At 57.4% G+C, this 13,128-nt stretch carries 12 protein-coding genes; 6 read left to right on the forward strand and 6 right to left on the reverse strand.

What is annotated here, in order from left to right:
* Positions 1 to 17 precede the first annotated feature (17 nt).
* The gene (locus L085_RS14900) at positions 18 to 674 is read left to right on the forward strand and encodes a fumarylacetoacetate hydrolase family protein (RefSeq protein WP_004932286.1); all 657 of its coding nucleotides are present in this window, start codon (positions 18 to 20) and stop codon (positions 672 to 674) included.
* A 122-nt stretch (positions 675 to 796) separates the two neighbouring features.
* Positions 797 to 1,243, forward strand: coding sequence for a YcgN family cysteine cluster protein (locus L085_RS14905; RefSeq protein WP_025159803.1), 447 nt, complete (start codon positions 797 to 799; stop codon positions 1,241 to 1,243).
* Positions 1,244 to 1,356: 113 nt separating this feature from the next.
* Here L085_RS14905 and L085_RS14910 read toward each other — a convergent pair whose 3' ends face one another.
* From L085_RS14910 to nhaB, 3 genes are all read right to left on the reverse strand, one after another.
* Positions 1,357 to 2,118 (reverse strand): aspartyl/asparaginyl beta-hydroxylase domain-containing protein, encoded by a 762-nt coding sequence (locus L085_RS14910; protein ID WP_044031082.1) that lies wholly within the window; start codon positions 2,116 to 2,118, stop codon positions 1,357 to 1,359.
* 701 nt (positions 2,119 to 2,819) lie between these two features.
* The gene (dsbB, locus tag L085_RS14915) at positions 2,820 to 3,350 is read right to left on the reverse strand and encodes a disulfide bond formation protein DsbB (protein WP_004932277.1); all 531 of its coding nucleotides are present in this window, start codon (positions 3,348 to 3,350) and stop codon (positions 2,820 to 2,822) included.
* Between the two features lie 120 nt (positions 3,351 to 3,470).
* The gene (gene nhaB, locus L085_RS14920) at positions 3,471 to 5,036 is read right to left on the reverse strand and encodes a sodium/proton antiporter NhaB (RefSeq protein WP_044031083.1); all 1,566 of its coding nucleotides are present in this window, start codon (positions 5,034 to 5,036) and stop codon (positions 3,471 to 3,473) included.
* 243 nt (positions 5,037 to 5,279) lie between these two features.
* Here nhaB and fadR point away from each other — a divergent pair, with 243 nt between their 5' ends.
* Positions 5,280 to 5,999: a fatty acid metabolism transcriptional regulator FadR gene (gene fadR, locus L085_RS14925; RefSeq protein WP_004932271.1), complete on the forward strand. Its 720-nt coding sequence runs from the start codon at positions 5,280 to 5,282 to the stop codon at positions 5,997 to 5,999.
* 57 nt (positions 6,000 to 6,056) lie between these two features.
* On the opposite strand, the gene L085_RS14930 is transcribed toward fadR, so the two are convergent.
* Positions 6,057 to 7,592, reverse strand: coding sequence for a SpoVR family protein (locus tag L085_RS14930; protein WP_004932268.1), 1,536 nt, complete (start codon positions 7,590 to 7,592; stop codon positions 6,057 to 6,059).
* A 298-nt stretch (positions 7,593 to 7,890) separates the two neighbouring features.
* Between L085_RS14930 and zinT the strand changes: the two genes are divergently transcribed.
* Positions 7,891 to 8,541 carry a metal-binding protein ZinT gene (gene zinT / locus L085_RS14935; protein WP_044031084.1) on the forward strand — a complete coding sequence of 217 codons (651 nt, stop codon included), beginning with the start codon at positions 7,891 to 7,893 and terminating at the stop codon, positions 8,539 to 8,541.
* 50 nt (positions 8,542 to 8,591) lie between these two features.
* Here the strand turns inward: zinT and L085_RS14940 are convergent, their stop codons facing one another.
* On the reverse strand, positions 8,592 to 8,909 hold the full coding sequence (locus L085_RS14940; protein WP_015378113.1) for an antibiotic biosynthesis monooxygenase: 318 nt from the start codon (positions 8,907 to 8,909) through the stop codon (positions 8,592 to 8,594).
* Positions 8,910 to 9,448: 539 nt separating this feature from the next.
* Between L085_RS14940 and L085_RS14945 the strand changes: the two genes are divergently transcribed.
* The gene (locus L085_RS14945) at positions 9,449 to 10,753 is read left to right on the forward strand and encodes a D-amino acid dehydrogenase (protein ID WP_028127472.1); all 1,305 of its coding nucleotides are present in this window, start codon (positions 9,449 to 9,451) and stop codon (positions 10,751 to 10,753) included.
* A gap of 76 nt (positions 10,754 to 10,829) precedes the next feature.
* Positions 10,830 to 11,903 carry a catabolic alanine racemase DadX gene (gene dadX / locus L085_RS14950; protein WP_044031085.1) on the forward strand — a complete coding sequence of 358 codons (1,074 nt, stop codon included), beginning with the start codon at positions 10,830 to 10,832 and terminating at the stop codon, positions 11,901 to 11,903.
* 8 nt (positions 11,904 to 11,911) lie between these two features.
* On the opposite strand, the gene L085_RS14955 is transcribed toward dadX, so the two are convergent.
* A complete protein-coding gene (locus L085_RS14955) occupies positions 11,912 to 13,105 on the reverse strand; it encodes a multidrug effflux MFS transporter (RefSeq protein ID WP_015378110.1) in 1,194 nt (397 codons plus the stop codon).
* Between the last annotated feature and the right edge of the window lie 23 nt (positions 13,106 to 13,128).

The raw sequence follows: 13,128 nt of genomic DNA on the forward strand, positions 1-13,128 counted from the left end.
AGTTTGGGAGAAGCGGTATGTATCAACATAGAGACTGGCAGGGTTCGTTGCTCGATTTCCCGGTGAACAAGGTAGTCTGCGTCGGCAGCAACTACGCCGATCACATCAAGGAAATGGGCAGCGCGGTGTCCGTCGAACCGGTGGTGTTTATCAAACCGGAAACGGCGTTGTGTGATATTCGCCAGCCGGTGGCCATCCCCAAAGAGTTCGGTGCGGTGCATCATGAGGTGGAGCTGGCGGTATTGATCGGCACACCGTTGAAACAGGCCAACGAAGATCGCGTTGCGCGGGCGATCGCCGGTTACGGTGTGGCGCTCGATCTGACGCTGCGCGATCTGCAAGCGGGCTTTAAAAAGGCCGGCCAGCCGTGGGAAAAGGCCAAGGCCTTCGACGGTTCCTGCCCGATGTCGGGATTTATCCCGGTGGCGGAATTCGGCGATCCGCAAAACGCCGAGCTGTCGTTGACCGTCAACGATCAATTGCGCCAGCAGGGCAATACGCGCGACATGATCACGCCAATCCTGCCGCTTATCAGCTACATGAGCCGCTTCTTCACGCTGCGCGCCGGTGACATCATCCTGACCGGCACGCCGCAGGGCGTGGGCCCGATGGCTTCCGGCGACATGCTGAAAATCAGCCTGAACGGCAAAACGCTCAGCACCCGGGTGATCTGATTTCTCCTTGCCGCCGGCATCGTCGGCGGCAAAGCTTGCATCTTGTGGCTAAAATGTCTATATAGTCCCCCCTCGAACCTGCGCGCAGGTGACTTATCCATTTACCGAAACCGGACGCTAACATGTCACAACTCGCTTTTTGGCAACAGAAAACGCTGGCGGAAATGTCAGAACAAGAGTGGGAATCGCTGTGCGACGGGTGCGGGCAATGCTGTTTGAATAAGCTGATCGACGAAGATACCGACGAGATTTATTTTACCAACGTAGCCTGCAACCAGCTCAACATCAAATCCTGCCAATGCCGCAACTACGAGCGGCGCTTCGAGCTGGAAGAAGACTGCATCAAACTGACGCGCGAAAATCTCACCACCTTCGATTGGCTGCCGCCTACCTGCGCCTATCGTCTGATTGGCGAAGGTAAACCGCTGTTCCCCTGGCACCCGTTGCTGAGCGGCTCCAAGGCGGCGATGCACGGCGAGCGCATCACAGTGCGGCATATCGCGGTGCGCGAGAGTGAAGTGGTGGACTGGCAGGATCATATCCTCAACAAGCCGGACTGGGCCAGATAACGCGGATACCTTGACAGATGTTGCTCGGCAACACGAGTTTTAATGCCAGAGGGCGGCGTGTTAAGACATTCCGCCCTCTTGGCTATTGAGCTTACGCGCGTGAGACTCTTGCTTCACGCTTTTTTATCTCGGCGATGCCAGTTGGCCAGATTTTTCATCGGCTGCTTCACATACGGGCTGGCTTTGATCAGGCTGAACAGCAGTTTATTCACCGCCGTGCCCACTTTGTCCATTGGCCGGTCGATATCGAGAAACAGCACCGCACGCAGCTCGTCGGTATCATTGCGGACCTCGTGTTCATAAGAATCATCAAACAAAATCACCTTGCCTTCATCCCAGTGCAGGATTTGGTCGTCAACGCGGATCCAGAGCTTGTCCCGATCCTTTGGCACGATCAATCCCAGATGCGCGCGCACGACGGCTCGAGTCGGGCCCTTGTGGGGCACGATGTGATAGTGCGGTTTGAGGATTGAAAACATGGCGGTGCGCATGCCGGGGATCTCGCTGACCGCCTCTGCTGTGCGCGGGCAGATGGCGCAGTTTTCATCAACCCGTTGCCCGTAGACAAACAGCCCGAAGGTTTTCCAGTTATCTCCTTTAGAGATGCGTTTCTGATCCGGCGATATTTGGTGGAATGCTGGGATATCCTCCGGGTGCTCCAGCAACCGATCCAACTCCTGGCGAATGGCCGGCCAACGGGCTTCCAGCGCCGTCACCCAATTAAATTCATGATTACCGATCCGCGGTGTGGTGGAGATGAGCGAATGGCGAGTCTGAAATTCGCCGTTCCAGCGCAGGAATTTTTTCCCGGCTTTGAGCAGCATGCGCCGCAGGAAGGGGCGCTGAGACGAAGGGGGCAATGTGGTATCCGGCATAGTATCGTGTCCTTGATGTCATATGATGTGCTGTAGTCAGCCAAAACCTGGCTCACAGGAAGAAAGAGTGAAAGTCAACACGTCATTTAGCATAGGGAAAGCATCGCGAACGATTTTAATCTTTAGTGCGCGAATGGCGTTGATGCTTGCTGCCGGATAGAGGCAAATTCCAACAATTTATTTAAGGATGGTAAGGGCTTGTGCGGGGGAGGAGGGGGAAAAAAGCCCCTGCAAAGATGAGGGGCAAGACACACAACAACACCAGGGAAATCGGTAGTACTCACTTTGCCGATACTATAAGGATTTTATGGGTAAACTTCACCAAAATATTGTGCTCTGAATGTGACAAAGGTGCAGTCGTTCATAAGTAACGGTAATTTATTGATGCTCGAAGGCTGAAAGGAATGAGCCAGAGCGGCCAGTTTTTAGTCGCCGATATCGCAGAAGTTTAATGTTATGTAAATTACGCGCTTAATTGTGCCGGGATGCTTCTTTTTAAACGATAAGTTGGGTAATTTGGCCGCTCTCCCGCAAGTTCGAGAGTATAACAATGAAAATGATCCGCCTGTTTGCCGTAGCTGGAGCGCTGATCGTGCTCGTTTACTTCCTTACACATACCTGAGGTGGCTTTATCTCGGAATGTGGCAGCAATACCTAAAAAAAACGGCGCCTTCCGGCGCCGTTTTTTGTTTGTCTGCCGATCAGCGGCCGAACAGGTCGCGGCGGCGTGGGCGAACAAACTGCGCGATCAGCACAATCAGCGCCACCAGCAGATAGGCGCCGAAGATGCCGACCAACCATTGCGGCATTTCCAACGTCAGGAATTGCCATTGACGCACGGAGCAGTCACCGGAAGCGTGGAACACCGCCGGCAGCCATTTGTCCAGCGGCAGCCAGGACGGGAAGCTGACGAAGAAATCGCAGGTATTGAATGGCGAAGGATGCAACTGGATCATGGTGTGCTTCCACGCCAGCTGTACGCCTTCCCAGGCGCTGTAGATCCACAGCAAGATCGCCGCGTAGCGCAGCGGCGTTTTCGGCGCGATGGCGCCCACCAGCGAGGCGCCGAGGATACCGAACAGCGCGCAACGCTCGTAAATGCACATCACGCACGGCTGCAGCAGCATAACGTGCTGGAAATAGAGCGCGACCAGTTCCAACACCAACGCTGTCAGGGCCATCAGCAGCCAGGCGCCGCGTCCTTGTGAACAGCGGTTAAAGAATTGCAACATATCTAGATTCTTCCATGCAGTAAGCAATTGAACCGGCAGTGTAAACCAATTCCTCTTCGCTGCCAGCCACCTGGGCCGGATTCAGCGTAAAAATAGTCGGTTCACCCTGCCGGCGCCGTCTCAGTGGCCGACGGCGTCGATGGACGGCAGCGTCAGCCAATGCCACTGCGTCAACAGCTCGGTCGCCGGTTCCAAGGTGAACTGGACGCACAGCAGGCCAACCACCGTCAGCACCACCGTATAAGGCAGGGCCATCCATACCATGCGGCCATACGACAAACGCACCAGCGGCGCCAGCGCAGACGTCAGCAGAAACAGAAACGCCGCCTGCCCGTTAGGGGTAGCGACCGAGGGCAGGTTGGTGCCGGTATTGATGGCGACCGCCAGCAGCTCGAACTGCTTCAGCCCGATAGCGCCGGTTTCCAGCGCGGTGCGCGCCTCGTTGATGTAAACCGTGCCGACGAACACGTTGTCGGAAACCGACGACAGCAGGCCGTTGAACAGGTAGAACAGCGAAAGCTGAGAAGCGGGCTCGGCGCGCAGCACAAACTGGATCACCGGGCTGAACAGGTGCTGCTCGATGATGACCGCGACCACGGTGAAAAACACCGTCAGCAGCGCGGTGAACGGCAGCGCTTCCTGGAACGCTTTGCCGATGGCGTGCTCGTCGTTCACGCCGCACAGGGAGGTGGCGAGAACGATGACCGACAGGCCAATCAGCCCCACTTCAGCCAGGTGGAAGGCCAGCGCCAGCACCAGCCAAACGCCGATCAGCGCTTGCATCACCAGTTTGAGCCGTTCTTGTTTGCTACGGCCCTCCGTGGCCTTGCGGTCATACTCTTTCAGCACGTCGCGTACCGCTTCCGGTAGCTGCGCGCCGTAGCCAAACAGGCGAAAACGTTCTACCAGCCAACAAACCAACAGGCCGCACACCAACACCGGCAGCGTGACCGGCGCCATTCGCAGGAAGAAGTCGATAAAACCCCAGCCCGCGTTTTTGGCGATGATCAGGTTTTGCGGCTCGCCCACCATGGTCATGACCCCGCCGAGCGCGGTGCCGACGCCGGCGTGCATCAGCAGGCTGCGCAGAAAGGCGCGGAATTGCTCCAGCGTCTGTTTGCGCTCTTCGCCGGTAAAATCGCTGTCATCGCCGATGTCGCCGTCGGGGCGATTCGACGTCACGTTGTGATAGATGGAATAGAAGCCGGTGGCCACGCTGATCACCACCGCCACGACCGTCAGCGCGTCGAGGAAGGCGGAAAGAAAGGCTGCGGCCAGGCAGAACGCCAGCGACAGCAGCGTTTTCGAGCGGATGTTGAGCAGCAGCTTGGTGAACACGAACAGCAGCAGTTGCTTCATAAAGTAGATGCCGGCCACCATAAAGATCAGCAGCAGCAACACGTCCAGATTATGTTCGATTTCCTGCGAGACCTGCGCCGGGCTGGTCATGCCGATGGCCACGGCCTCGAGCGCCAGCAGGCCGCCCGGCAGCAGCGGGTAGCATTTCAGCGCCATCGCCAGGGTAAAGATGAACTCGACCACCAGCAGCCAACCCGCGATAAACGGGCTGGCGAAAAAGAACACCAGGGGGTTGATCGCCAGAAAAATGAGAATGGTCAGTTTGTACCAGTCGGGAGATTGCCCCAGAAAATTTTTGAGCAGGGCGCTACGCAGGGTTGTTTCCATTGTGCTCTATGCATCCTTCAATCAGTCGTAGCACGTACCCTAACAATGCGGCGGGGGCGTGCGCAACCTGAGCTTGTTTTACGATGAGAAAATTCCTACGACCGGTATTTTTGCTCGTTTTTTGCCACGTTATGCACACTTTCGTTTATTGTTTTTCGCTCACGCTATGTCATGTCAGCACGATCTGGTATGATGAGCTGATTACTTTTACTGATTTTATCGTCGCAACGGAACGTCAAACACATGGTCATAAAGGCGCAGAGTCCTGCCGGTTTCGCGGAAGAGTACATTATTGAGAGTATTTGGAATAATCGCTTCCCCCCTGGCTCTATTTTGCCCGCGGAGCGTGAGCTTTCGGAGTTGATTGGCGTCACGCGCACCACGTTACGTGAAGTGTTGCAACGTCTGGCCCGCGATGGCTGGTTGACCATTCAGCATGGTAAACCGACCAAAGTGAACAATTTTTGGGAAACGTCCGGCCTCAATATCCTTGAGACGGTGGCCCGTCTCGATCACAAAAGCGTCCCTCAGCTGATCGATAACCTGCTGTCCGTGCGCACCAATATCGCGTCGATCTTTATTCGCGCCGCGGTGCGCAATCATCCGGAGCAGGCCCAGGAAGTGTTGGCGAAGGCCGCCGAGGTAGAAGATCAGGCGGACGCTTTCAATCTGCTCGATTACGAGATCTTCCGCGGTCTGGCGTTCGCTTCCGGCAACCCGATCTACGGCCTGATCTTCAACGGTCTGAAAGGGCTGTACACCCGCGTGGGCCGTTACTACTTCTCCAATCCGGAAGCGCGCAAGCTGGCGCTGGCCTTCTACAGCAAGCTGTCCACGCTGTGCCATGAGAAATTGTACGACCAGGTGATGGATACCGTGCGCAGCTACGGTAAAGACAGCGGAGCGATTTGGCAGAGCATGCAGGGCACCATGCCGAGCGATCTGACCGAAGCGCGTCGTTAATCGCGAGTCAATGAAATAAGAAAGGGCGCCATGCGGCGCCCTTTGTCGTTGTGGCGGTTACAGCGGCGTAGGCCGCGGTGGGCAGCGATCGAGCAGCTCTACACTGCCGTCTTCATTTTGCTGCTCGAGGATCACGTCGAAGCCCCACAGGCGATGCAGGTGCTTCAACACGTCGCGGCGGCTCTTATCCAGTGGCGCGCGTTCCTGCGGGATGTAGCGCAATGTCAGTGAGCGGTCACCGCGCAGATCCACGTTCCAGATCTGAATGTTCGGCTCATGGTTGCTCAAGTTGTATTGCGCTGACAGCTCCTGGCGGATCGCCCGGTAACCGGCTTCGTTATGGATCGCGGCAATCTCCAGATAGTTGTTGCGATCGTCGTCCAGCACGGTAAACAAGCGGAAGTCGCGCATCACTTTGGGCGACAGGAACTGGCTGATAAAGCTCTCATCCTTAAAGTCGCGCATGGCGAAGTGCAACGTGTCCAACCAGTCTTTTCCGGCGATGTCCGGGAACCAGTAGCGGTCTTCTTCGGTCGGCGATTGGCAGATGCGCTTGATGTCCTGGAACATGGCGAAGCCCAGCGCATAAGGGTTGATGCCGTTATAGTACGGGCTGTTGTACGGCGGCTGATACACCACGTTGGTGTGGCTGTGCAAAAACTCCAGCATAAACCGCTCGGTCACTCGGCCCTCATCGTACAGATGGTTGAGGATGGTGTAATGCCAGAAGGTGGCCCACCCCTCGTTCATCACCTGAGTCTGCTTTTGCGGGTAGAAATACTGGCTGACCTTGCGCACGATGCGCAACACCTCACGCTGCCAGGGTTCCAGCAGCGGTGCATTCTTTTCAATAAAATAGAGGATATTTTCCTGCGGTTCGCTCGGATACCGGCGCGCCTGCTCCGGCGACTCTTCGCGCTCGACGCGTGGCAGGGTCTTCCACAGCGTATTCACCTGGCTTTGCAGATACTCTTCGCGGCTTTTCTGGCGCGCTTTTTCTTCCACCAAAGAGATTTTTTGCGGGCGTTTGTACCTGTCGACCCCGTAGTTCATCAGCGCATGGCAAGAGTCCAGCAGTCGCTCCACTTCATCGACGCCGTAGCGCTCTTCGCACTGGCTGATGTAGTGGCGGGCGAACAGCAGATAATCGACGATGGAGCTGGCGTCGGTCCAGCTGCGGAACAGATAGTTATTCTTGAAGAACGAGTTGTGACCATAGCAGGCGTGCGCCATCACCAGCGCCTGCATGGTGATGGTGTTCTCCTCCATCAGGTAGGCGATGCAGGGATTGGAGTTGATGACGATTTCATACGCCAGCCCTTGCTGGCCCTGTTTGTAGCGCTGTTCGGTTTCGATGAACTTCTTGCCGAAGGACCAATGGGTATAGTTGATCGGCATGCCGACGCTCGAATAGGCGTCCATCATCTGCTCTGAGGTGATCACCTCGATTTGATGGGGGTAGGTGTCGAGTCGGTAATGCTTGGCGACGCGGTCGATCTGCTCCAAATACACCTGCAGCAGTTCGAACGTCCAGTCCGGTCCATCGCTCAGACGTTTATCATCCTTAACCTTTTCATGTGTTGAAGTAGTCATCAGCGCACCCTCATTATTCACGGGTCTTGCTCAAACGGCAGACCCTGTAACAAGCATAGTTCAAGTCATAATTAACCATTGCAAATCAGTGAAATAAAAATGCCGGTACGCAAAGGAGCGAACGGCGGTCAATCCGGCGCCCGTCCCGGCAGAAGGCGGTGCGGCACCGCACTTCCTCTTCGAGTATAACCCTGCGGCAGGGGGGCGCAACACAATGCCTGTTGCACGACAAGGATTGAAAATTGTTATGTTATATTGTAACTTTTGATTTTTCTCGATAACGGACAAGGAGCGCATTTTGGCGAGGCATTTTGGCAAACTGGCGGTGGCGCTGGCCGCGTTGTTTATCAGCGGGCAGGCATGCGCCCACGGGCATCATTCACATGGCAAGCCGCTGACGGAGGCGGAAAAAAAGGCGGAGGGAGGCGTGTTCGACGATAAGGACGTCAAAGATCGCGATCTGGCCGACTGGGAGGGCGTGTGGCAATCCGTGTATCCCTATCTGCTCAATGGGGATCTTGACCCGGTGTTCAAGAAGAAAGCGGCACAGGACAAGCGCAAGACCTTCGCCGAAGTGAAGGCGTATTACCGCAAAGGGTATGCCACCGATGTGGATACCATCGGCATTGAAAACGGCGTCATGGAATTTCACCTCGGTGACCAATCCAGCGCCTGTCAGTATAAGTACGCCGGGCATAAGATCCTGACGTATGTTTCCGGTAAAAAGGGCGTGCGTTATCTGTTTGAATGCCAGGATGCCGGCAGCCTGGCGCCGAAATTCGTGCAGTTCAGCGATCACATTATCGGCCCGCGCAAATCGGCGCATTTCCATATCTTTATGGGCAACACGTCGCAGGAAGCGTTGCTGAAAGAGATGGATAACTGGCCGACTTACTACCCATTCCAACTGCAAACCAAAGAAGTCGTGGACGAGATGCTGCATCATTGATGCTGCTCGTTCCCGCAACCACAAGCCCGCCCGCCTGTGTGGGCTTGTGCTCAGTCAAACGGTCTGATTTGCAGGTAATCATCCGTCACTTCCATTTCAAATAGCGTTTTATCTGCCAACAAGGTCGCACGCATTCGTTCCCGGGCTTGCAGGTAGCGTTCATCCAACTGAATATCACCGGCGCTTTCCCATGCGACTCGGCTTGGCCATTGCGCATAGCCGATAAACTGCCCGCCCACATCCCGATGCAGGCGCGAGCCAAGGCTGCCGCGCTGCAGATAGATACCTTGGGTCAACGCCAGCCAAGCCTGGCGAAAGGCGTGCTCGTGTCCGGGTTTGACTGAAAACTGGTAGATGGCGATGAACATAAGACGTTCTCCACAATAGCGACAGTGTGAACTTTAGGCGCTGCTTCTGGCTTTAACGTTCATATCGTGCTGCAGCGTTCAACATAAACGGGCGGGCCAAGGGCTCGGGTGTTTTATTCCGGCACTGAAAGCAAGGTTAACGGCAGCTGAAATTTTGCGCGATTTTTCTGCTGCGGAGGGAGGGGGCTCTCTTTGTTTGTTATGTTGGTATTTTTTATTTTATTAGATTTTTATTCTGTTTAAATGTTGGCTGGTATTTTTATATTCTGTTAAATCAATGTTGCTTATTACGCCTTTTTTGAGTGCTATCATTGATAGCGTTGATATCAATTCAGTGGCGGTATGACGCCATAATCCCCTCTAAACCGCATCTTATCGCTATTTGCAGACGGCTATTGCAAATACATGGCCCATCGACGATAAATTAATTGTGAATATTGTCACGTTTGATGACGAAGTTGTTGGACGGATTTTTTCACTGAGTTAATTTCCTGTAAGCAGAAGATTATGCTTTGTGAAGCCTTGGGCTGGAGTCAGCGATGCGAGTGGTAATTTTAGGTAGTGGAGTGGTGGGCGTAGCCAGTGCCTGGTATTTGGCGAAGGCGGGGCATGAGGTGACGGTGATCGATCGTCAGCCAGGCCCCGCACTGGAAACCAGCGCGGCGAACGCCGGGCAGATTTCACCGGGTTATGCTGCCCCCTGGGCGGCGCCGGGCGTGCCGCTGAAGGCCATCAAGTGGATGTTCCAGCGCCATGCGCCGTTGGCCATCCGCCTCGACGGCAGCAGCTTCCAGCTGAGCTGGATGTGGCAGATGTTGAAAAACTGCAACACCGAACACTACATGACCAACAAAGGCCGCATGGTGCGCCTGGCGGAATACAGCCGCGATTGTATCAAGGCGCTGCGTCAGGAAACCGGCATCCAGTACGAAGGTCGTCAGGGCGGCACGCTGCAGCTGTTTCGCACTCAACAACAGTTCGAAAACGCCGCGAAAGACATTGCGGTATTGGAAGATGCCGGCGTGCCTTACAGATTGCTGGAAGCCGGCCAGCTCGGCAGCGTCGAGCCGGCGCTGGCGCAGGTGGCGCACAAGCTGACCGGTGGCCTGCAGTTGCCGAACGACGAAACCGGCGATTGCCAGCTGTTTACGCAACAGTTGGCGAAGATGGCAGAGCAGGCGGGCGTCACCTTCCTGTTCAACCGCAGCGTCGATCGTCTGCTGGTGGAGGGCGACAAGATCGCCGGCGTGCAGTGCGGCGAGGAAGTGTTCAAGGCCGACAGCTATGTGGTGGCGTTCGGCTCGTACTCCACGGCACTGCTGCGCGGCCTGGTGTCCATTCCGGTTTACCCGCTGAAGGGCTATTCGTTGACCATTCCTATCACCGACGAAGCGGCGGCGCCGTTCTCTACGGTATTGGATGAGACGTATAAAATCGCCATCACACGCTTCGACCAGCGCATTCGCGTTGGCGGCATGGCGGAGATCGTCGGTTTCAATACGCAGCTGGAGCAAAAACGGCGCGAAACGTTGGAAATGGTGGTGCGCGATCTCTACCCGAACGGCGGCCGAGTGGAAGAGGCAACGTTCTGGACCGGCCTGCGGCCGATGACGCCGGACGGTACGCCAATTGTCGGCCGCACCTCGCTGAAGAACCTGTATCTCAATACCGGGCATGGCACGTTGGGCTGGACGATGGCCTGTGGCTCCGGGCAGTTGTTGTCCGATCTGATGTCCGGCATTACGCCGGCGATCCCTTCCGATGACCTGGCGGTGGCGCGTTACAGCGCCGGGTTTCGTCAGCAACACGCGGTTCCGCTGAACGACGTGCATCCCGCACGTTAATCGTTGACTCTGTCATAGACTTTCCCGGCCACGCGCAGGCGCGCGTGGCCGCCGTACGCTGCCCCAAGGAGAAGCGATGCCCCGTCCCATAACCGCCACGATGCATCTCGGCGCGATTGAAAATAACCTGCAGGTGGTGCGCCGTTTCGCCCCCGGCGCCAAAGTCTGGGCGGTGGTCAAGGCTAACGCCTATGGCCACGGCATCAAACACGTTTGGCGCAGCATGGCGCAAACCGACGGCTTCGCCATGCTGGATCTGGCCGAAGCGGTGCTGCTGCGCGAGTCGGGTTGGCAAGGGCCTATCCTGTTGTTGGAAGGCTTCTTCCAGCCGCAGGATCTGGCGTTGCTTGACCGTTATCGCCTGACGACGGCGGTGCACAGCGACTGGCAACTGGCGGCGATCGCCGACGCCACGCTGAACGCGCCGCTCAATGTCTATCTGAAAGTGAACAGTGGCATGAATCGGCTGGGGTTCGCACCCGAGCGGCTGCATGAGGTGTGGCGCAGGGCGCAGGCGGTAGCCAACATTGCCGAGCTTACGCTGATGAGCCATTTCGCCACCGCCGACGGCCCCGAAGGCGTGACGCAGCAGATGGCCACCATCGAGGCGGCGGCTAACGATATACCGTTGCCGCGCTGCTTGGCCAACTCGGCCGCCACGCTGTGGCACCCTTCGACCCACGGCAGTTGGATCCGTCCTGGGATCGTTCTCTATGGCGCTTCGCCGAGCGGTTGCTGGAATGACATTGCGGCGACGGGGCTGCAGCCCGCGATGACGCTGAGCAGTGAAATCATCGGCATTCAGCAGCTGAAGTCTGGCGATCGTGTGGGTTACGGTGGCCGTTACAGCGCCGCAGGCGCACAGCGTATCGGTGTGGTGGCCTGCGGTTACGCCGACGGCTATCCGCGTCATGCGCCGACCGGTACGCCGGTATGGGTTGGCGGCGTGCTGACGCGCACCCTGGGAACGGTATCGATGGATATGCTGGCGGTGGATCTGACGCCCTGTCCGCAAGTCGAACTGGGCACCGAAGTCGAGCTGTGGGGGAAACGTCTGCCGGTGGATGAGGTGGCCACGGCGGCAGGGACGTTAGGCTATGAACTGCTGTCGGCGTTAGCGGCGCGAGTGCCGGTCGCCATCGAAGCCTGAGCCGGGGCTCAGGCGACTTTTCTGATCTGCCCTTTAATCTGCTTGCTGAGCCGCCGTGCGTGCAGCGCCAGCAGGCAGCCCGCCAACATCACCAGCGCCAGCGACAGCTTGGGTTGCAGCGGCAACGCCATCGCCACCAGACCCAGCGCGGCGCCGCCCGCCATCTGCACGAAACCGACCAGCGCGGACGCGACGCCGGCCTCATTGGAGTAGGGTTCCAACGCGTAGCTGGTGGCCGGGCCCATCACGAATGCCAACCCGGCGCAGGCGCTGGCGACTGGCAGCATATACGTCAGCCAGTGCGTTTGCGCCGTCGCGGGCAGCAGCATGACGCCCAGCAGCAGGCCCAGACAGCCCAGTCCCATCAACATGCCGCCGGTCGCCAGACAAACCGGGCGGCCGACCTTGTGGATGATGCGGTTGGCGAAGAAGCTGACCAGCATGATCCAGAAACCGTTGGCGCCGAACACCAGCGAGAATTGCAGCGGCGTCAGGCCGGCGGTGCCCATCAGCACGTTCGGTGCCAGAGAAACGTAGGTCAGCGCCATGCCCATCGCCCCGGAGTTCACCACCGCAAAAGAGAGGAAACGCCGTTCGCTGAGGATGCGCGCGTATTGACGCACCGGCAACCCCTTGACCGGCACGGTGTCGGCGGGGCGAGTTTCCGGCAGGCGCAGCGCGATGAGCGCCAACACCAGCAGCGCGTAGCCGACCAGGAACCAGAAGGGCGCGCGCCAGCCGAAGGCTTCGGCGAGCAGGCCGCCGAGCAGCGGCGCCAGCGCCGGGATGATGTTCAGCGTGCCGTTAAGAAAGCCGAAAGCGCGGGCGGCGTCGTCGCCATTCAGGCGATCGCGCACGCCGCTGAAGGCGACGACGGCGGTGCAGCAAACCGCCACCCCTTGCAGCAGACGCGAAGCGATGAAAATCGTCGGGCTGGTGGCCAGCGCCGCCATCGCGGCGCCGATCATGTAGAGGATAATGCCGGCCAGCGCCACCGGTTTGCGGCCATAGTTATCCACCAGCGGGCCGGCGATGACCTGGCCGAGGCCAAGTACCAGAATAAATAGCGATATGGTGGATTGGATCAACGCTTCGCTGCTGCCCAGACCGACGGCAATAGCGGGAATAGTCGGCAGATAAAGATCGATGCCTAATGGGCCGAGCAGCACCAGGCTGAGAAGCATAAACAGAAACTTTTGCATAACAGAAAAGGCACGTCCGAGTG

The sequence above is a fragment of the Serratia sp. FS14 genome (assembly GCF_000695995.1).
In the GTDB taxonomy this organism is placed as follows: Bacteria; Pseudomonadota; Gammaproteobacteria; order Enterobacterales; family Enterobacteriaceae; genus Serratia; species Serratia nematodiphila.